The organism is Phocaeicola coprocola DSM 17136 (assembly GCF_000154845.1).
Taxonomy (GTDB): domain Bacteria; phylum Bacteroidota; class Bacteroidia; order Bacteroidales; family Bacteroidaceae; genus Phocaeicola; species Phocaeicola coprocola.
On sequence record NZ_DS981484.1, the window covers coordinates 64,016 to 84,333 of the forward strand.

The window sequence follows — 20,318 nt, forward strand, 5'->3', positions numbered from 1 at the left end:
CTTCCGAGGATTGTCCTCTTTCTTTTTTCATACATCGAGCAACACGTTTTTCATTTTGACATTACAGTTATTATTGCTGCCCGATAAGAAATCTTCATCAGCCTTCATAGGCCGTTTGAAAAAGAGCTGGTCATCATACAACTTTGAAAGAGCTGTTTTTCTGTATAAACATCACTCTATAAATTATTATGTATCAGACCAAGATATGTTTACACTGGCAGTTCCCGTTTATTAAAACAATGTTCAAACGACTATATTCAAGCAAATGCCAACAATCGTAAAAGTTCTACCGGACAGCAATAGAACAAAATAAAATAAAAGATATACCCCTAATAAAAAAACTCCTTTTACACCCGCCCAGAGCAGTGTATAAAAGGAGTTTTTTATTATAATACAAGAGTCTTATCCCAAGAAAGAAATCAGCACACCGGCAGCAACAGCCGAACCGATAACACCTGAAATATTACTTGCCATACAATACTGAAGCACATGATTCTTCGGGTCGTATTTCAAAGCAATTTCATTGGCTACACGGCTTGCCATAGGCACAGCACTCAGTCCAGTAGCTCCAATCAGCGGATTAATCTTCTTCTTAGTGAAGAGATTGAAAACCTTCACAAACAAAATACCACCTGAAATAGACAATGCAAAGGCAAGGAAACCACCAATTACAATGCCGATAGTAGTCCAATTCAGGAAAGCATCTGTTGTCATAGTTGCTCCTACTGAAATACCCAGGAAGATAGTTGCTGCATTCATAATACTATTGGAAGCCGCATCAAACAAGCGTGAAGTATTGCTACCGATTTCCTTTACCAGGTTACCGAACATCAACATACCGATCAAAGGTACTGCACTCGGAACAAACAAAGCTACAATGGTTGTAACTACGATAGGGAACAATATCTTCAGCACACGCAGGTTCTTGATTTCTGTCTTCGAAGGATATTTCTTCTCCTGTTCTTTCATATTGATAGAAAGTTCCTTCTTAGTACACCAGATACGAACAACCAGCGGAATGATAACCGGAACCAAAGCCATGTACGAATAAGCCGCAATAGCAATAGGACCTAACAAATGAGGAGCCAGCTTGATTGTTGTAAAGATAGCTGTCGGACCATCTGCACCACCAATAATACCCAGTGAAGCAGCTTCCTTAGGAGTAAATCCCATCAGGATAGCTACCAGCAGTACAGCAAAGATACCCAACTGAGCAGCCGCTCCAAAAATAGAAAGACGAAGATTACGAAGCATCGGTCCAAAATCGGTCAATGCACCTACTCCCATAAAGATGATAGGAGGAAGGAATCCTGTCTTGATCAACATATAATAAATGAAGTTCATCAAGCCCAGCTCATGAGCAATTTCATGCAGAGGCATTTCCCAGACGTTCTTCATCACACCATTCACCATCACCATGCCATTCTCATCAGCCTGTATAACTCCCATATCGCCACCCGGGAAATTGGCTAGCAATACCCCGAAAGCTATCGGCACAAGCAGCAAAGGTTCATACTGCTTTTTGATACCCAGATAAAGGAGAATAAAAGCAATGGCATACATGATGAGAAACCGCGGATCAGCAACAATATTGCTGAACGCAGTCATATCATATAATCTTGCAAATATATCTTCCATTATAATATCTTCATTAATACATCATCTTCTGATACGGAATCACCCGAATTAGCACAAATGGCAGTTACGGTTCCGCTAAACTCGGCACGTATCGCATTGTAAGTCTTCATAGCTTCCACGTAGCATATTACGTCACCCTGGTTCACCTTATCTCCTACCTTCAGCGGAGTTTCCTGAGCATTCTTGGTCAGGAAGAACTTACCTTCAAGCGGTGAAAGCACTTCTTTACCTTCGCCAGCAGGAACTGCCGCAGGCTGTTCTGCAGGAGCAGCAGCCTGAGCACCATGCAAAGCTGCAGGATTAACATCACCAAAGGCTACTGTCACACGGTATGGCTGGCCGTTGACATCAACAGTCAATATCTTAGTCTGATCGTTGGCCATGTGTACTTCTTCCTTCGCTTCACGGCGTTTCTTCACATCTTCCAAGAAATCAGCTTTAGCCTTTCCACTCTTGTAGGCCTCATACTGAGCCGGATGCATAGCATATTCGAAGAGTTCTTCATTGTCCTGACCGGTTTCCCATTTCTTTTCCCACATCATCTGACGATATTTATCCAGCTGGTCAGGATAATTATCCTGAGGATTACCTGTAAAGAATTTACGTCCTTCACGTTCAGCCTTTTCCACAATTTCCGGAGCCAGCTTACCGGGCAACTGTCCTGCCTTACCCAAAATCATATCCCAGATATCATCGGCAATCATACCCCAGCGTTCCTTACCTTTTTCCATCTGGATAACATTCATCATAGCCAGATTCTTTACATACTGGCTAAACGGAGTAACCAAACAAGGATAACCTACACGCGGCCATACATATGCCACTTCATCAAACAGCTTAATAAGCAGTTCATCCTGAGTCATAAACGGCAAATTACGTTTTGCCTTATATTTATTGATAGACTCCAGATTGGTTTCCAAATCGGCCATCAAGCTACCCATCATACCACCTGGAAGTCCCGGACCGATCAGTAATGAGTTCATCAGACGGTTACGCGGACTGATATACAAGCCCAGAAAATCATCCATAAATTCCTGAATCAGCGAACGTACTTTCATGTAGGCCTGCATATTGATTTCAGGAACCTTAAAGCCGGCATCTTTCAACATTGCCTGCACACTGATTACATCGGCATGTCCTGTACCCCATGAAAGAGGTTCCATACCAACATCTACATAGTCACATCCGGCCTTACATACCTCGAGGATAGAAGCCATATTAAAACCAGGTCCGGCATGAGAGTGATACTGGATAGTAATATCTTTCTTTATCTGCTTGATGCCGGCAACGATCTTACCTAAGAAAACCGGACGTCCGATACCTGCCATATCCTTGATACAGATTTCATCACATCCGGCTTCAATCAGTTTCTTTGCCATATCCAGATAATATTCTACGGTATGCACCGGTGAATATGTGATACACAGACAGCACTGAGAAATCATTCCAGCATCGTGAGCATAACCGATTGAAGGGATAATATTGCGAACATCATTCAGTCCACAGAAGGTACGTGTAATATCTGTTCCCTGAGCTTTTTTTACCTTATAAAACAATTTGCGTACGTCGGCAGGAACCGGACTCATGCGCAAGCCATTCAAGGCACGGTCTAACATATGTGTCTGAATACCTGCTTCGTGAAACGGTTTTGTCCATTCACGCACAGCTTTATTCGGGTTTTCTCCAAAAAGCAAATTAACTTGTTCAAAACCTCCCCCATTTGTTTCAACACGAGCAAAACACCCCATTTCGATAATGGCTGGGACCACCTTAACCAACTGGTCTACGCGAGGCACATATTTTCCTGCGCTCTGCCACATATCACGAAAGACCAGACTAAATTTTACTTCTTTTTCCATTGTAAAAGTAATGTGTTTTTCTTTAACAGATTCATTTCAATTTTTCAATCTTTATCACCTGACCCTTACCGGCAGTCAGAATTTCCACAGCGGCCTTAATAGCATCCATTGCCCCGGCATCTGTAGAAGGCCCACTTGTAACAGGCTTCTTCTTCGGCTCTTCTTCAGGGGCTATCTTATTCACCACAGAAATAAGGAACTGACTTATCCAGATAACAATCAGAAGAATCAAGAAAACGGTGCACATTCCGACCACCATTAACAATAATCCGACTCCGATGTTCTCCATAATATAAATAAGTTATTAATTGTACAAAAAACACTCTCCAGAAAACCAGTTTCTAAAGAGTGTCCCAAAATTACGGATTCAGATTACATTTCGTAAATATCCGCTATTAAATAATGTAAATTTATCAGAATAAAATATCCTGTAAAGGCTTGCGGTTCTTCTCCGGAACCTCCTGCGAGGCAGGATATCCTACCGGAACAAGGGCTACCGGCTCTATGTTTGCAGGCAATCCCAATATCTCCTTACAGAGAGGTACATCAAAATTGCATACCCAGCATGTTCCCAATCCTTGTTCGGCTGCAGCCAGACACAAATGTTCTACTGCAATAGAAACATCCACATCGGTATGATCTTTGTTGTCCAACTTACGATGCCATGCTACATTATGATCGCCACAGGCCACAATGATACAAGGAGCTGTCTTTATCCATTCACGGGGATAGGCAGATTTCAAGGCTTCCAGCAGTTTTTTCTCGGTTATCACAGCAAATTTCCAAGGCTGGAAATTTACAGCCGACGGTGCAAGACGCACACACTCCATTATATAGTCCAGCTTGTTTTGTTCTATCGGACGTTCCTCATAATTCCTTACTGAATAACGTGCTTTTACAAGTTCCAGAAAATTCATTTTATCAAACAGTTAAAGATTTCATATCACAAAAATAACGAAAGTTATTTCCACAAAAAAGTATCCGTCTGGATTTTTATATATTCGGCATATCCGCACAGAAAAGTCGAATGCATACTAAATGCTGACAGAAAATTCGATTCCTACGATATTGGCAGACCGTTTCGGTTCATACTGACGGCAATAGAAAACATTACATGAGCACTGACTTGACAGTTTTACATTTACTCCCGGACGATAACGCATACGCGCTATGCTGAAAAATACGTCCTCTCCTATCGGCTGGTAAAGTTCTACAGAAAAATAGAGTTGTACTTTCCAGGATACAGGTGCGTAATCGATCTTTATCCGCGAGCGGAGCCTACTTTCTACATCCCCTTCGAAAAAGGTCTGCTGAAAAAATTCCCGTAAAGACAATTTAAAATCATGACATTTCAGATATCCCTGCGCTCCGGCAAGATAACGATGTCTGAACTTCCACCCTTCACTACCTCTATTCCGGTAATGTACTTCATACAGTCCTTCCAACTTTAAGAAAGACAATATATTGTAACCAGCCCCCAAATTCAGACTTACACGATCGGCTTCCTTCAGATGGTTTTTCGAACGAAACTCTGCCGCCCCCGACAGATTCCAGCGGCTCGTCACTTTATAATTTAATTTGACTCCTGTCCATGTGGCAAATTCATCCGACTGTGCACAGGCTGTATGTACGGCCATAAAAGTAAGACACACCATACAGACTAAACGGATAAGAAGCTTTATTATGTTTTTCATGCCACAAACAATTATCAGCGTTAACCAGAAAGAATACAAAGATAACAAATCAGCTTTTAGTATCCGAAGAATAGTCCTCAAAAAAACATCAGCAAGTTTAGCTGAAAAATTGCTCAATTTTAAAAAAAACATCAGCAAGTTTTCGCAAACATTTCATGATGTTTTTTCATTCGCTCCCCAAAAATCTAAATGAACTTTATTCATTCATTTATTGTATCTTTGCAAAGCATAAAAACAAGACATACAGATTATGAAAAAACTAGCAATATTCGATCTTGACGGAACATTGATTGATACAATTGCCGACCTGGCAGGAGCAACCAATTACGCATTGCAGGAATGTGGATTTCCTACACACGAAACAGATGCCTACCGCTATTTTGTAGGAAACGGAATAAACAAACTTTTTGAACGTGCCTTACCTGAAAATGAACGCAGTGAAGCGAATATTCTGAAAATACGTTCTCTGTTTATACCTTATTATAATATACACAATGCAGACCTTAGCCAACCCTATCCGGGTATAACCGATGTACTGGATACACTGCAACGCAAAGGTATGATGCTGGCAGTAGCCTCTAATAAATATCAGGAAGCTACCTCCAAACTGATCAAACAATATTTCCCGCAAATAACATTCGCACAAGTATTCGGACAGAGAGAAGGAGTACCAGCCAAACCCGATCCCAGTGTCATTTTTGAAATTATTGAGAAAACGGGAGTAAAAAAAGAAGAGGTCGTTTATCTCGGAGATTCATGCGTAGACATGCAGACCGGAATAAATGCAGAAGTAACCACCATAGGAGTAAGCTGGGGATTCCGTCCACGCACGGAACTGGAAGCATACCATCCTGATTTTATAGCCGACCGGACTGAAGATATACTACAATATCTGGCAGAATAAAAAATGCCACAGGCTGCAATAATCATACAGCCTGTGGCAAAACAAAAAACTGTTATCAAATAGAAAGTTCGTCTAGCACTTCAATCAGCGACTTATCCAAAGGTTTGTCTTTCTTGATAGCCTCAGTGAAAGGAACATACACAATTTTATCATTGCGGATACCTATCATAACATTACGCTGGTCTTCTTTCAATGCCTCGATAGCTCCTACTCCCAGACGGCTAGCCAAAATACGGTCGTAAGCACTAGGAGAACCACCTCGCTGCAAATGCCCTAAGATTGTTACACGTACATCGTACTGCGGATATTCATTTTTCACACGCTCTGCATAGTACATTGCACCTCCGTTTTTCGGAGCTTCCGACACGATGACTATACTGCTGTTCTTCGACTTACGGAAGCCACGACCGATAAATTTCTCCAGCTGGTCTACGTCAGTCTGGTCTTCAGGAATAATGGCTGCTTCTGCTCCAGAAGCAATCGCACTGTTTTGTGCCAGAAAACCGGCATCACGTCCCATCACTTCAACGAAGAAAATACGATCGTGTGAAGTTGCTGTATCACGAATCTTATCCACACAGTCTACAATTGTGTTCAAGGCTGTATCATATCCGATAGTAGAGTCCGTTCCATACAAATCATTATCAATAGTTCCCGGCAAACCGATGCAAGGAACATCAAACTCATTGGCAAATATCTGCGCTCCGCTTAATGAACCGTTTCCGCCGATTACAACCAATGCATCAATACCAGCAGCTACCATATTATCGTATGCCACCTTACGGCCTTCGGGAGTCATAAAGTCTTTCGAACGTGCAGTCTTCAAGATTGTTCCCCCACGCTGGATAATGCTGCTGACATCCTGAGTCGTAAGTTCCTTAATCTCATTACGGATCAAACCTTCATACCCTCTGTAAATACCTTTCACAGTATAACCGTTACAAATGGCACTGCGAGTCACAGCACGAATCGCTGCATTCATTCCTGATGCATCACCACCTGATGTCAGGATACCAATACACTTAATTTGTTTCATAATAACTCGTTTGTTGAATTTTCCAATTCCTAAATATTCTAAAAACAGTCCCCAAAAGTAGAACATTTCTACAAAACAAAGTAATCCGTATGTATAAATAACTATAAAAAGACAGTTTTCACGTCCGATAGAACAGAGTATAATCTATGTTACTTATTTTTTCAAATACCGTACATATCCTCAATATTTACCTGACACGCTGGTACATAATGTTATCAATAGAACAATATTTGCAACATAGCTGTCAATCTCCAACAACATAAATCCATATTTTTGCAACAAACATTAATTCAAATCAACAATGAAAAAACACATCCGTCTACTCACATTAGCAGCCATAAGTCTGGCAGGATTTACTTATGGCAACCAGCTTCAGGCTTCATCACCCGATAATGCCATTTTCAGTCATTTCACCTATACCGGACAGGACAAAGTTTATAACGATAACAAGCTTTCAGCAAATGAATTTTATAGTCCCATATTACAAGGATGCTATCCAGATCCTAGCATTTGCCGAAAAGGAAATGATTATTATCTGGCATGCTCTTCATTTGCCGTCTATCCGGGAGTACCTATATTCCATTCTACTGATCTGGTAAACTGGAAACCGATAGGTCACGTCCTCGAACGTCCTTCACAACTAAAACTACAAAACTGCAAGATCAGTGAAGGTATTTATGCCCCCACTATCCGATATAATCCATACAACGATACTTTCTATATGATTACGACCCATATCGGAGGAGGATTGGGGAATATCATTGTGAAAACATTCGATCCGGCAAAAGGCTGGAGCGATCCTATCAAGCTAAACTTCGACGGAATAGATCCGTCTATCTTTTTCGATGACGACGGTAAAGCTTATATAGTGCATAATGACGCTCCCGAACAGGCTTTATATGAAGGACATCGAGTAATTAAAATCTGGGAATATGACGTGCAAACAGACCAAATAATAGCCGGAACAGACAAAGTTATAGTAAATGGAGGTGTTGACATCACCAAAAAACCAATATGGATAGAAGCTCCTCACCTATATAAAAAAGAAGGCAAATATTATCTGATGTGTGCAGAAGGAGGTACGGGCGACAACCATTCGGAAGTAATTTTTATCAGTGACAGTGCTACCGGACCGTTTGTTCCGTCGAAACAGAATCCGATTCTTTCGCAAAGACATCTTCCGGCAAACCGTCCGGATAAGGTCGACCGGGCAGGACATGCCGATATAACAGACACTCCTTCCGGAAAATGGTACGGAGTATTTTTAGCTGTACGCCCTAATGAATGCAACCGAGTTAATACTGGAAGAGAAACCTATATACTGCCTGTCGACTGGTCGGAAGAGTTTCCCGTTTTCGAAGGTGGCATGCAAGCGTTGCAACCCAAATTAAAAATGCCTGATGGTGTAAAAAACCAGACGGGAACAAACGGGTTTGTTCCCAACGGAAACTTCACATTTACAGATAACTTGAATTCACTCCCACTCGATAACCGATGGGTAGGCATTCGTGATGCCCGTGAAAAATTTATCTCAATAGGAGAAAACGGATTACAAATAACTCCTTATGCTACTGACATAACAGAGGCAAGACCAATTTCAACACTTTTTTTCCGCCAGCAACACAACTGCTTTACGGCTTCTGTAAACCTGCAATATAAACCGACAGCAGAAAATGAACTTGCCGGAATGGTGTGTTATCAGAAAGAATCGTTTAATTATGTATTCGGGATAACCCGAAAAGGAAATGAATGTTACTTACTGCTTCAGCGTACAAATAATGGAAAATCGGAAATCGTTGCTAATACTCCTGTCGATATGCAACAACCCTTATATTTACAGATACAAGCCGAAGGAGATAAATACACATTCAACTATTCTACCGATGGACATTCTTTTAAAAATTTAGGAGGTATTGTTTCCGGAGATATTCTCTCAACTAATGTAGCTGGCGGATTTACAGGAAATATGATTGGGCTATATGCTACGTCTGCCAATATGGCTCATCCTCAATAAACAGGTAAGCAATTATCAGCAAAATTCCGGCTCCTCTCTAATAGAAAATGAGCCGGGATTTTGATATATATCAGATAAAAGAGTTTTCTGCTGCAACTATTTAGCAGAAAGTTTGTCGATTTTTACAACTTCGTACACTCCATCGTACTCTGCAGCAAAACCTTCCTGCGATTTACCCATATCTCTTACCTCTAGTTCTGCATGCACAGGTACTCCATTCTTTTGTCCTTTAGTCAGTTCATCATACTGCTTGTAAAGCTCTCCAGTTTTGTCTATCACCCAATAGCAAACAGTATCTCCATCAGCAACAAACGACCGGACTTCATGAGCTATAATCAGCTCTCCTTTTACAGAAATTGTTTCTTTTTGTTGTGCAGGCAATGCTGTCTGAGAGGTCTGTGCCTCATCACTTCTGGAATAGGAATATACCGTACCGTTTTTCTCCAAAAGTAAAGTTTTATCAGACAAATCTTTAATCACCAATGTATCAGAAAAAGCAATCGTCTAGTGGTTGCCAATACTTTTACCGGCGAAAATAAGTACATCCCCCTCTTTTTTCCATGATTCATACTGAAGAGTAGCCATATTTATAGAAGAAGCTGTTCCATCGGGCTCAAGAACAAAACCCTGCTGCATATTTTCCATACCCGGTACAGGTTCAACCCATGCACCTTCTATACTGGCTCCGTTACATGCCGGAAGTAAAGCCATACAACCTAAAGCCATTGTGCTTATCCAAATAAGATTCTTCATAACTTTTATTAATTTAATATTGAATTTAAAATGCAATTTATCAAGAAAATATCGAATCTGCAAAAACTGAATCTAAAGATAATTTAATGCACGCCTGAAAAATCGAGTAGGAGGAAAACGAAGTAGTTTTCTTCCTACTTTCGTTTTCCGACCTCTCACACCACCGTACGTGCCGTTCGGCATACGGCGGTTCTTTACTATGGATGCCTTTCGTATTCTTCGAAAGACACTTCCACGACATCTTCTTCAACCATCCATTTGTAGGTCTGCGCTCCTTTATACCCTTCGGATTCCGTCCTATCTCTTTAAAGGTAGCCCAATACTTCTGTTTTGGTTTTATGCATTCGTTCCAACAAACGGTAGTTTTCAGTTATGCCGTTTAAATAAAGTTTGGTCCTTCCCTATAGGCATACATGCCTTGGGTACTACGACCTCTGCTGACTTCTCACGGCAAGCTTTACTCCATCATGGTACTTCGAATCATTCATCCTCACCATATGTCCGTGAGACCTCCTCGGATAAGGGTATTAACTTTCAATCTTATGTCTGCTCCATTTACACTAACCGTCCCGAATAGCTATAGGGCTTTAGTTTGTTTCGCAACCTTACCCACGGTCATATGCCTTATATGAGGTTTCTGTTCGTCAGACCAGATGTTTGCCGCCAGCTTCTTTCAGATTCCAACTCGCGATGGACACCCTTGCTTTTGGCTGTATGATTCCCGCTATTAGGGCTCATTGGGGACTTGCACCCGTTAGCTAATACTCATGCCGAGCATACGAAAAAAGATAATGCCCGTAAAAACCGGGCATTATCTTAAAAACAGAAGCATAACCTTATCAGTTTTTCTTAAGTTCAAAATCGAATGTTGCCGGAACAAAACCAGGCAATGCAACAGGTTCATTGTCACCTTCACCCAACGAAACTTCAGGGACATAAATCTTGAACTTCAGATTTGTTGTTTCTACTTCGTAATTCGCTCCATCAACCGGAGATACTTTAACCTCAATATGTAAATTCTGAGCCTCTCCACCTTCAGTTTCCGACGGAATTGATACATTCAGTTCCAAAGGCTTCGGATCGAGAACGAATAAAATACTATCTTTTTCTGTATTCAGTTCCGGTTCGTATCCTATCTTATAACTTACATCACCTACTGCTTCTACAATCTTATTCGCAGTTTCCTCATCACCAACAATATCAAGTACAATATCTTTTATCGGGAAACTGTCAAAATAAACAGTATCATTGTCCACCTTTACCGCAACATCTGTGCCCTCAGGAGTATCTTCTCCTCCATCAGTTCCGTCTTCCGTTGTAGTAGATTCGGTCAGATAAAACATTTTTCCTGTATAATTGCCAAACATATGATCTGTTGTCACTTCGACAGGAGGTGTCGGAGTTGTTTCGTCGTCATCACTGCAAGCTACAAAGCCCAAAGAACATCCAAGCATCAGCATGGAAATAAATAAACGGTTCAGTTTAATTTGTTTTTTCATTTCTCTAATTTTTCGTTTGAAACTTCAATTATTAGTTTTATCAGCTGACACATAAAAAATGTCAGGCAACAAGTATTACCGCACAAGTTTATAGAGAAAAATAAATAAAATTTTTATTGAAGAATTTTAACATTTAGCCATGCAGGATTCATATCAATTCATCATTTAGAGAGTAAAAAGCCATTTAATGTTCAACAAAAAAACATATATTATGAAAACTCATTTTCCATTTTGCAAGGGATTTATAATGGCAGCAGCACTGACAAGCATTATGGGATTGTCATCTTGCCTGGATGACGATGATGAAAACTATTATAATATTAATTATCCTAATGCACTGGTTACTGTTAAGAGTGATGCAAATGATAGTTTTTTCCTCCAGCTGGATGACAGTACAACACTGCTACCGGTAAATCTCGCATCTTCTCCCTTTGGAGATAAAGAAGTGCGTGCTCTTGCCAATATAGAAGAAGTAGATGAACCGAGCGGAGCATATACTAAAGCTGTACATATTAATTGGATAGACAGCATTCTCACCAAACCGATAGCTACTGACTTGGGGGAGGAAAATGACCAGACTTACGGAACAGACCCTGTAGAAATAGTTAAAGACTGGGTAACAATAGCAGAAGACGGATATCTGACCTTACGATTCCGTACTGTATGGGGAGCAGGATCTCAACCTCATTTTGTAAACCTATTACTGGGAAATAATCCTGACAATCCGTATGAAGTAGAATTCAGACACAACGCATATGGAGATACATACGGCGAGTCTGGAGATGCACTGGTAGCATTTAAGCTGGACGGGCTTCCTGATACAGAAGGAAAGACAGTAAAGCTTACTCTCAAATGGAAATCATTCAGCGGAGATAAGTCTGCAGAATTCGATTATTGTACACGTAAATCGCTGGCTCCTCAGAACTCAGCAATTACATCTGTAAGAAGCAATTACAAACTCAAGTAACCCCTTTATAAATATATAGATACACTTAAAGAAGACAAAAACCTAGAAAATGTCCCGGTAGCATGATTTTCCATATTCTAAATAACCGCATACCATAACTTTTATCATGCTTACCGGGACTTTTATTGTAATATGTTATCTCTACGTATTATACAATCTTCACCAATTGATCCCTTTCCTATTGAAAAAATATTGGTTGCCGAAAACCATGTCCCGACAACCAATAACGAATCTTTATTTATACTCAAATTCCACAATATTTTGCGTATCAGCCGATGAAGAAGATATATAAGCTTTAAACTTGCCCGGCTCTGCAACCCATTCATGTTTGCGATCATCAAAGAATTGTAAGTCCTCCGGTTTTATCGTAAAAGTTATTTCTTTTTCTTCACCTGGTTGAAGTGAAACTTTCTGAAATCCTTTTAACTCTTTCTGCGGGCGAAGCAAAGAACATTTTTCATCTCCAATATACAATTGAACGGTTTCTTTTCCGGCTACCGTTCCTGTATTCTTAACCTTTACTGAAACCGACAGAGTTTCTCCTTCATTCATTTGTTTAGCCGACAAAACAGGCTTACTATACTTGTAAGTAGTATAACTCAATCCATAGCCAAACGGGAAGAGAGGTTTAATCTTCTTAGTGTCATACCAGCGATACCCAACTAATATATCCTCTTTATATTCCTGTTTGATACTATCGCCCGGATAACTCATTTCGCCATAAAAATGAGCCGGACAATCTTTCAGTTTTACCGGATAAGAGAAAGGAAGCTTTCCGCTAGGATTTACTTTTCCAGTAAGCACATCAGCCAGTGCATCTCCTCCAACCGAACCTAGATACCAGGACTGTACGATAGTTGGAACCTCTTTTACCCACGGCATCTCGACAGCATTTCCACTTACGATTACAGCTACCAGATTCTTATTTACTTTCAACAAGCCCTCAATCAGTTCATTCTGACCAAAAGGAAGTTCGTAAGACAAGCGGTCACCTCCTTCACAATCTTGGAAATGATTCTTGTTCAATCCGCCAATAAAGATAACCAGATCAGCCTTAGCTGCCTTTTCTACGGCATCATTGCGTAAAGAATCGACTTTAGCCTGAGATATTTTTTCCTCACGTCCATACATTGGACGGCCAGCTGCATATCCTTGTGCATATACAATACGATTGCCAAAGTATTTTTTCAGTCCATCCAACGGTGATATAAATTTCTTCACCTTCAATTCGGAAGAACCTCCTCCCAACATCAAATTACGTGTAGCATTATCACCTACAACCAATATCTGCTTATACTGATCAGGAGCAACAGGCAATAAAGCTGGTTGCTTTTTGGCTGCTTCATTTTTCAATAGCACGATACCTTCTGTTGCTACCTGATAAGCAGCCTGTTCATGAGCTTCATTGGTCATCGATCCAAAAGGTTTCTGACGATTCATGGCTGTACGGAAAATCAAGCGCAAGACACGAGCAGCCTTATCTTTCACTACCTCCATCGGTATTTTTCCTTCCTTAACCATCTTCAGATAGTTCCTTCCCAAATAGTAGTCGTCATACCCAAACTCCGACTCAGAAGTCAAGCCATTGGTATACGATCCCATTTCAATATCCAGTCCGTACATGGCAGCTTCATATGTATCATGTGCGGCTCCCCAGTCGGTTATCACACACCCGTCGAATCCCCATTCATCTTTCAGTATGTCATTATTCAGCAGTTTATGGTGAGTAGCATGCATTCCGCGTACTTTATTGTATGCTCCCATGATGCTCCATACACCACCACGCTGTACGGCGGCTTTAAATGCCGGAAGATAAATTTCATACAAAGCACGATCACTAACCTGTACATCGATGTGCCCGCGCCAAAGCTCCTGATTATTTAATGCATAATGTTTCACACAAGCAGCCACACCGTTTTTCTGAACTTCCTGAATATAAGGAACACACATCTCAGAAGCCAGATAAGGATCTTCTCCCAAGTATTCAAAATTTCTTCCGTTAAGTGGAGTACGATAAATATTCACCCCCGGTCCTAACAGTACATCTTTCTCGCGGTAACGCGCTTCTTCACCAATCGCTTTACCATACTTCGCAGCCAGATCCGGATTCCAGCTAGCTGCCAGACAAGTCAATGCCGGAAAAGCTGTACAGCTATCACTCGTCCATCCGGCATATCCCCAGTCGTTCCAATTAATTTCGGCACGAACTCCATGTGGCCCGTCACTCATCCACAGTTCAGGAATACCCAAACGTGGACAACCGGGTGAACTGAATTTACCCTGAGCGTAACTGAGTCTTGTCTTCTCTTCCAATGTCATTCGCTTCAGAGCATCCTGTACTCTTACTTCCAACGGCTGTTTATCATCCAGATAAACAGGAATATCCGTTTTATTTTGTGCATGTAACGAAGCACATGCAATACTCAATAATCCTATAAAAATAAACATCTTTTTCATAATATTCTTTTTTCAGCCAAGATAATATTATTCTGAAACAATATCAACTACAGCTTCTTTTAATCCCTCAGAAATCGCTTTCAAACGCGCTGCTCCTGTTTTTCCATTATTCTGCAATACGACCAAGCATTTACCGTTGAACGCCTTTCGTTTATTATCTTTAAAACGTTCCATCGAAGTCTGGCTTCCATTGTCAACTCCAGCTATAAACAGGTTTCCTTCTACTTCAAAACGAACCAGATTATCCGCAAGAGGACAAATATTTCCTTCTGCATCCAAGATTTCTACTGTTACAAAACTCAAATCAGTACCGTCTGCTTTCAAGATATTTCTATCTGGAGTCAGACGTATCATACTCGGTGTTCCCGCTGTACGAATTTCTTTTTCGGCAACCACTGTTCCTGCTTTTCGAGCAACAACCTTAACACTTCCCGGCTCATATTTTACACGCCAAAAAACATGTAAATGATTATCATCTTTCGATTTTATTCCTTGTGATTTACCATTCACAAACAGTTCCACTTCATCTGCCTGATTGTAATAACACCACATATCAACATCCTGTCCCTCGGTCCAGTTCCAATGCGGGAAAAGATGCAAGACTTGTTTATCTGTCCATTCCGACTGATAGAGATAGTATACATCTTTAGGGAAACCAGCCAAATCAACAATACCAAAATATGAACTGCGTGCGGGCCAGCCATAAGGAGTCGGTTCACCGATATAGTCGAAACCAGTCCATACATATTGCCCGCTGATAAAATCATTTTTCTTTATCAACAGCAAACTTTCTTCATGAGTATTTCCCCAGGGAACATGACAGTTTTCATAAGAAGAACATGCAAATGTTGAATCATAAAATGGTTTATCCCAGCGTTCAGGGCAAATAAACATCTGGTCGCTCGGCATCCGGTAATATCCACGTGTCATCAGAGCCGAATTACTTTCCGTAATGATAAACGGTTTGCCAGGGAAATTTTTTGGAACCTCAGGAATGTTGACATTATGATAATTATAGCCAATGATATCCAACGCTCCGGAACGGAACAAATGATTAGCAGGATTAGGTTCATTGCATCCTGCTGTAATCGGACGAGTCGGATCCAAGGTTCTTACAAAATCGGTCAGTTTCTTTGTAAGTAAAGAGTTTACACTTTCTTCACCTTCCTTAGCCAGCATGTCTGCCGAGTGGCCGAAATTCAGAATCAGGTTAGCTTCTTCCAGACTTAAAGTATCAGCCTGCGCATCACTCCATTGTTCCAATACCTCATTTCCGATACTCCACATAAAAATAGAAGGATGATTACGGTCGCGAAGAATAAAATCGTGCAAATCTTTTTCATGCCATTCATTGAAGTAACGTGCATAATCATGAGCAGTCTTTTTCTTGCGCCACATGTCAAACGCTTCATCCATTACAATAAATCCCATACGGTCGCACAAATCAAGCAGTTCTGGTGCCGGAGGATTATGTGAACAACGGATACCATTACAGCCCATTTCTTTCAAGATCTGCAACTGGCGTTCGATGGCACGTACATTGACCGCTGCTCCCAGGCATCCCAAATCATGATGCATGCAGACACCATTTATTTTGACCGGCTTGCCATTCAGCGTAAACCCTTTTGCTGCATCAAAAGAAAACCTACGAATACCGACAGGAGTTACATAACGATCGACACATTGTCCATCTTTCTGAATTTCTGTAACCAAAGTATACATGTAAGGACGCTCAATGCTCCACAATAAAGGAGAGCTTACCTTTAAATCTTGAGAAACATCAACAGCCTTTCCTGCTATTGTATTCAGAGAAGACTCTGCCTGAGCAACTTTCTTTCCCTCTGCATCTTGCAGGATAGAATAAACAGATACTCCAGCATCTGCCTGCGTTCCTATATTCTCAACCGTTGTAACGACTTTCAAAGAAGCCTGCTGAGTATCGACACTTGTTGTAGTAACATATGTTCCCCACTCTGCAACACGGATATCTCCTGTTTTCACCAACCATACGTTACGATAAATACCACATCCCGAATACCAGCGAGAATTAGGCTGTTCAGCATTATCAACACGTACAGCTATCACATTCTTTTCTCCCCACTTCAGATATGGAGTCAAATCGTAACTGAATGAAATATATCCATAAGGACGCTTGCCCAACGAAATTCCATTAATGAAAACTTCCGAATTCATGTAAACTCCATCAAACTCGATACGAAAATGTTTTCCTTTATCTCCGTCCGCTGGAATAAACGTCTTCCGATACCATCCGATACCACCAGGCAAAGCACCTCCACCTGTTCCCGAAGAATTATCCTGACTGAAATCTCCTTCGATGGCCCAGTCATGGGGTAAATTTAATTTTCTCCAACCCGAGTCAGCAAAATCTACTTGTGCAGCCAATGAATCATCAATCAGAGAAAAACACCATCCGTCATTAAAGCTCAGTCTTTCTCTCGGCTCAGAAGAAGGAGAGCTGCATGCTCCCAATAAGAACATGCAGCACACTCCTATTATAATAGATTGAATAAATTTATGACTCATAAATTTTACAACTGAATGGTTTGTGAAGTTCCATTATATTTTACAACAATACCTTTAGCATTCATATCGAACGGCTTCGGGCTATTGGCATTCACTTGAATTATTTCGAATGTACGTTCTTTCAACATACCGTCAAACTCACCTGTACGTTCTCCTATTACCAATTGCTTTTTAGCTTCGTTGTAAGTCATCGGAATCATCGCATATTTACCTTGCTCATAATTATAGTTTACACCTTCATCTTCATATAAAGTAAAGGCAGCATCCGCACCCTGATAAACATACAACTTGATATGTTCTGCCTGCTTTTCATCCGTATACTGGATCTCAGGACCGAAAGGTACAATTGAACCGGCACGCACGAACAACGGAATACGTTCGTAAGGAGCATCTACCATTTTCTTCTCACCACCTGCCTGGAACTTGCCAGTATAGAAGTCGTACCATCCTGCTGATTTCGGGAAATATACCTCACGACTTCTGTCACCGTAGTGATAAACCGGAGAAACCATGAATGACGGACCGAACATGAACTGATCGCCAACATTGTTTACATTCGTATCGGCAGTAAAGTCCATTACCAGCGGACGCATAATCGTATAGTCGTTAAACCATGTCATACCAGCCAATGAGTAGATATACGGCATCATGCGGTAACGCAGTTTAGAATAGTAAACAACCGAATTGTAAGCCGGATGACCTTCGGGAGCAATTTCCCATATTTCGCGGAACGGATATTGTCCGTGTGCACGATACAACGGACAGAATGCACCAAACTGATACCAGCGTGCATTCAGTTCACGCCATTCCTTATAATCAGCATTTTCTGTTTTTGTTTCATTCCACTGTTTCTGTCCTGCTACATAGCGGTTCTCTACACAGAAACCACCAATATCCATTGTCCAGTAAGGTATACCGCTTACTGCAAAATTCAATCCGGCAGTAATCTGTGCTTTCATATCTTCCCAGCGGGTTCCTATATCACCACTCCATGTAGCTGTAGAATAACGCTGCAAACCGGCAAATCCAGAACGGGTAAGCAGGAAGACACGCTTATTATTGTCTACACTGCGCTGGCCGTCATAGATTGCTTCAGCATTCATCAGTGCATAAGCATTGAAATATTCGGCAGAAGGTCCCAATGCTGTAGGGCCGCATAAATCCTTGCGATATTGCAAATCCGTACAGTCGCGTACGTTCGGTTCACTGGCATCCATCCACCAGGCATCAATACCCAACGGATAATAATGTTCGTACATCTGCTTCCAGAACAATTTACGTGCATCTGCATCGTAAGCATCATAGAAGCCATAATGATAACCCGGACCTACCCAGTCTTTCAGGCTGTCCTTAACTGACTGCTGATAAATCCAGCCATTCTTATCAAACTCCTTGTAATGTTCGGTTGTTACATAGAATTTCGGCCATACAGAAATCATCATACGTCCGTGCATGGCATGAATGGAGTCGACCATAGCCTGAGGATCAGGGAAACGGTTCTTGTCGAATTCATGACTTCCCCAGGCATCTTCCGGCCAGTGATTCCAGTCGAGGACAATATTATCAATCGGAATCTGACGATCGCGGAAACCTTTCAATGCACCAAGCATTTCATCAGAGGTATTATACTTTTCACGGCTCTGCCAGAATCCCATCGCCCATTTCGGCATGATAGGAGCTTTTCCGGTAAGAGTACGGTAACCGCTGATTACATCATCCATATTATCACCGGCTACAAAATAATAATCAAGCTGCTTGGTCATTTCACTCCACCACGACTGCTTGCCCTGTTCTTTCGGATCAACCGGACTCAGTACACGCAGTCCCGAGTAAGAAACAGCTCCATCCGGCTCCCATTCTATTTTAAGAGGAACTTTCTTTCCAGCTTCCAGGTTGACAGCAAATTTATAACTGTTCGGATTCCATGCCGTACGCCAGCGTTCAGGAACTACCAGTTCATTATTTATATATACTTTCGTATAACCGGCATAATAAAGGATAAACTTAAACTCACCCGATTCTGAAGGTTCAATCATACCTTCATACGTTACTTTTGCTCCCATGAACGGGAAATTCTCAGGCAGGTTAACTACCTTCGACAAGTCTTCACGTTTCAGATGTTCGAAATAAAGAGAAGGCTCACGGCGAACAATGGTTTCTGCTCCTGACTTTGCATCAGGTACATAAGTACCGGTCAGTGCTCCTTCCTTGCCGTCCTTGTCATATAGTTTAAATACCTGTCCTAGCTGAGAATAGTCATTGGGGTTACCAAAACGACAAAGAGAATAACTGTCCAGCAGAACACCATAATTCTTGTTCGATACAATGAATGGAACAGATACCTTTGTATTATACTGGAACAACTCTTCGTTCTTTCCTTTATAGTTGAATTCCTCTGCCTGATGCTGACCCAGCCCATAAAAAGCTTCATCATCGGGAGATTCGAATACCTGACGGATTGAATATCCTTTGGTACCTTCCACTTCGATAGGAGTAAATGTCTTTCCTCCCCCCTTATTTTCCTGAAGAATCATCTTTCCGTTTTCATCCGTAAACCAGACTTCACCGGTAGAGCTTAAAACAAAAGCCTTGACTTCTTTGGTTGAAACAGTGATTGTATCTCCCTGCTGTGAAACAGTAAACGGAGTCTGTTTTTCTTGAGGAACAACAACCAGACTCTTTGAATCGGTAAATTTGCTTTCCGGAGTAGCAGATACATGTATCAACTTATCTCCCATTACCTGAAAACGAACCAGGCGAGTATCCTGTCCTCCCTTTTGCTGAACCTTAACGATGACACCATTATCTGTCTGTTCATAGACCTTGCCAGAGCAGGACCCAAAAATCAGCCCTGCCAACAAACAGTAAGAAATGTTTTTCATATTCATAAACCTATGTTTAAAGTTAAATACTAAATACATCTTTATCTCGTATTGCAAATTTAAACATTCCC

General features: G+C 41.2%; 16 protein-coding genes. 4 read left to right on the plus strand and 12 right to left on the minus strand.

Annotated elements, in window-relative coordinates:
- Positions 1-402: 402 nt before the first annotated feature.
- The 5 genes from BACCOP_RS10730 to BACCOP_RS10750 form a co-directional block, all read right to left on the minus strand.
- Complete coding sequence (locus tag BACCOP_RS10730; RefSeq protein WP_007569107.1) at positions 403-1,638, minus strand: sodium ion-translocating decarboxylase subunit beta; 1,236 nt, start codon at positions 1,636-1,638, stop codon at positions 403-405.
- Positions 1,638-3,497 carry a biotin/lipoyl-containing protein gene (locus BACCOP_RS10735; RefSeq protein ID WP_007569109.1) on the minus strand — a complete coding sequence of 620 codons (1,860 nt, stop codon included), beginning with the start codon at positions 3,495-3,497 and terminating at the stop codon, positions 1,638-1,640. Before BACCOP_RS10735 ends, BACCOP_RS10730 begins: the two co-directional genes overlap by 1 nt.
- A gap of 31 nt (positions 3,498-3,528) precedes the next feature.
- Positions 3,529-3,786, minus strand: coding sequence for an OadG family protein (locus BACCOP_RS10740; protein WP_007569111.1), 258 nt, complete (start codon positions 3,784-3,786; stop codon positions 3,529-3,531).
- A gap of 124 nt (positions 3,787-3,910) precedes the next feature.
- Entirely contained in the window at positions 3,911-4,414 is a 504-nt protein-coding gene (locus BACCOP_RS10745) for a nitroreductase family protein (RefSeq protein WP_007569113.1), read from the minus strand.
- A 117-nt stretch (positions 4,415-4,531) separates the two neighbouring features.
- A complete protein-coding gene (locus tag BACCOP_RS10750) occupies positions 4,532-5,191 on the minus strand; it encodes a DUF2490 domain-containing protein (RefSeq protein ID WP_007569117.1) in 660 nt (219 codons plus the stop codon).
- Between the two features lie 250 nt (positions 5,192-5,441).
- Between BACCOP_RS10750 and BACCOP_RS10755 the strand changes: the two genes are divergently transcribed.
- Positions 5,442-6,095 (plus strand): HAD family hydrolase, encoded by a 654-nt coding sequence (locus BACCOP_RS10755; RefSeq protein ID WP_007569119.1) that lies wholly within the window; start codon positions 5,442-5,444, stop codon positions 6,093-6,095.
- Between the two features lie 55 nt (positions 6,096-6,150).
- Here BACCOP_RS10755 and pfkA read toward each other — a convergent pair whose 3' ends face one another.
- A complete protein-coding gene (gene pfkA / locus BACCOP_RS10760) occupies positions 6,151-7,131 on the minus strand; it encodes a 6-phosphofructokinase (RefSeq protein ID WP_040312041.1) in 981 nt (326 codons plus the stop codon).
- Positions 7,132-7,432: 301 nt separating this feature from the next.
- On the opposite strand from pfkA, the gene BACCOP_RS10765 reads away from it, so the two are divergent.
- Positions 7,433-9,145, plus strand: coding sequence for a glycoside hydrolase family 43 protein (locus tag BACCOP_RS10765; RefSeq protein ID WP_007569122.1), 1,713 nt, complete (start codon positions 7,433-7,435; stop codon positions 9,143-9,145).
- A gap of 96 nt (positions 9,146-9,241) precedes the next feature.
- Here the strand turns inward: BACCOP_RS10765 and BACCOP_RS21120 are convergent, their stop codons facing one another.
- Together BACCOP_RS21120 and BACCOP_RS21125 are read right to left on the minus strand one after the other, a co-directional pair.
- Positions 9,242-9,592, minus strand: coding sequence for a hypothetical protein (locus tag BACCOP_RS21120; protein ID WP_227994662.1), 351 nt, complete (start codon positions 9,590-9,592; stop codon positions 9,242-9,244).
- A gap of 57 nt (positions 9,593-9,649) precedes the next feature.
- Positions 9,650-9,898 (minus strand): lipocalin-like domain-containing protein, encoded by a 249-nt coding sequence (locus BACCOP_RS21125; protein ID WP_227994664.1) that lies wholly within the window; start codon positions 9,896-9,898, stop codon positions 9,650-9,652.
- A gap of 94 nt (positions 9,899-9,992) precedes the next feature.
- Here BACCOP_RS21125 and BACCOP_RS21130 point away from each other — a divergent pair, with 94 nt between their 5' ends.
- Positions 9,993-10,475: a hypothetical protein gene (locus BACCOP_RS21130; RefSeq protein WP_083779575.1), complete on the plus strand. Its 483-nt coding sequence runs from the start codon at positions 9,993-9,995 to the stop codon at positions 10,473-10,475.
- A gap of 262 nt (positions 10,476-10,737) precedes the next feature.
- On the opposite strand, the gene BACCOP_RS10775 is transcribed toward BACCOP_RS21130, so the two are convergent.
- Positions 10,738-11,397, minus strand: coding sequence for a DUF4840 domain-containing protein (locus BACCOP_RS10775; protein WP_007569128.1), 660 nt, complete (start codon positions 11,395-11,397; stop codon positions 10,738-10,740).
- A 247-nt stretch (positions 11,398-11,644) separates the two neighbouring features.
- Between BACCOP_RS10775 and BACCOP_RS10780 the strand changes: the two genes are divergently transcribed.
- Positions 11,645-12,364 carry a NigD-like protein gene (locus BACCOP_RS10780; RefSeq protein ID WP_442439631.1) on the plus strand — a complete coding sequence of 240 codons (720 nt, stop codon included), beginning with the start codon at positions 11,645-11,647 and terminating at the stop codon, positions 12,362-12,364.
- A 234-nt stretch (positions 12,365-12,598) separates the two neighbouring features.
- On the opposite strand, the gene BACCOP_RS10785 is transcribed toward BACCOP_RS10780, so the two are convergent.
- The 3 genes from BACCOP_RS10785 to BACCOP_RS10795 are packed head-to-tail and all read right to left on the minus strand — an operon-like array spanning position 12,599 to position 20,253.
- Positions 12,599-14,821 (minus strand): glycoside hydrolase family 3 C-terminal domain-containing protein, encoded by a 2,223-nt coding sequence (locus BACCOP_RS10785; protein WP_007569132.1) that lies wholly within the window; start codon positions 14,819-14,821, stop codon positions 12,599-12,601.
- 27 nt (positions 14,822-14,848) lie between these two features.
- The gene (locus BACCOP_RS10790) at positions 14,849-17,365 is read right to left on the minus strand and encodes a glycoside hydrolase family 2 TIM barrel-domain containing protein (protein WP_040312031.1); all 2,517 of its coding nucleotides are present in this window, start codon (positions 17,363-17,365) and stop codon (positions 14,849-14,851) included.
- A gap of 5 nt (positions 17,366-17,370) precedes the next feature.
- Positions 17,371-20,253: a TIM-barrel domain-containing protein gene (locus tag BACCOP_RS10795; RefSeq protein ID WP_040312032.1), complete on the minus strand. Its 2,883-nt coding sequence runs from the start codon at positions 20,251-20,253 to the stop codon at positions 17,371-17,373.
- Between the last annotated feature and the right edge of the window lie 65 nt (positions 20,254-20,318).

Coding starts and splice junctions, on each gene's coding strand:
- pfkA (WP_040312041.1), bottom strand. CDS start 7,131: ATGAAACAAATTAAGTGTATTGGTATCCTGACATCAGGTGGTGATGCA.
- BACCOP_RS10790 (WP_040312031.1), bottom strand. CDS start 17,365: ATGAGTCATAAATTTATTCAATCTATTATAATAGGAGTGTGCTGCATG.
- BACCOP_RS10765 (WP_007569122.1), top strand. CDS start 7,433: ATGAAAAAACACATCCGTCTACTCACATTAGCAGCCATAAGTCTGGCA.
- BACCOP_RS10735 (WP_007569109.1), bottom strand. CDS start 3,497: ATGGAAAAAGAAGTAAAATTTAGTCTGGTCTTTCGTGATATGTGGCAG.
- BACCOP_RS21125 (WP_227994664.1), bottom strand. CDS start 9,898: ATGAAGAATCTTATTTGGATAAGCACAATGGCTTTAGGTTGTATGGCT.
- BACCOP_RS10780 (WP_442439631.1), top strand. CDS start 11,645: ATGGCAGCAGCACTGACAAGCATTATGGGATTGTCATCTTGCCTGGAT.
- BACCOP_RS10750 (WP_007569117.1), bottom strand. CDS start 5,191: ATGAAAAACATAATAAAGCTTCTTATCCGTTTAGTCTGTATGGTGTGT.
- BACCOP_RS10795 (WP_040312032.1), bottom strand. CDS start 20,253: ATGAATATGAAAAACATTTCTTACTGTTTGTTGGCAGGGCTGATTTTT.
- BACCOP_RS10740 (WP_007569111.1), bottom strand. CDS start 3,786: ATGGAGAACATCGGAGTCGGATTATTGTTAATGGTGGTCGGAATGTGC.
- BACCOP_RS10775 (WP_007569128.1), bottom strand. CDS start 11,397: ATGAAAAAACAAATTAAACTGAACCGTTTATTTATTTCCATGCTGATG.
- BACCOP_RS10785 (WP_007569132.1), bottom strand. CDS start 14,821: ATGAAAAAGATGTTTATTTTTATAGGATTATTGAGTATTGCATGTGCT.
- BACCOP_RS10745 (WP_007569113.1), bottom strand. CDS start 4,414: ATGAATTTTCTGGAACTTGTAAAAGCACGTTATTCAGTAAGGAATTAT.
- BACCOP_RS10755 (WP_007569119.1), top strand. CDS start 5,442: ATGAAAAAACTAGCAATATTCGATCTTGACGGAACATTGATTGATACA.
- BACCOP_RS10730 (WP_007569107.1), bottom strand. CDS start 1,638: ATGGAAGATATATTTGCAAGATTATATGATATGACTGCGTTCAGCAAT.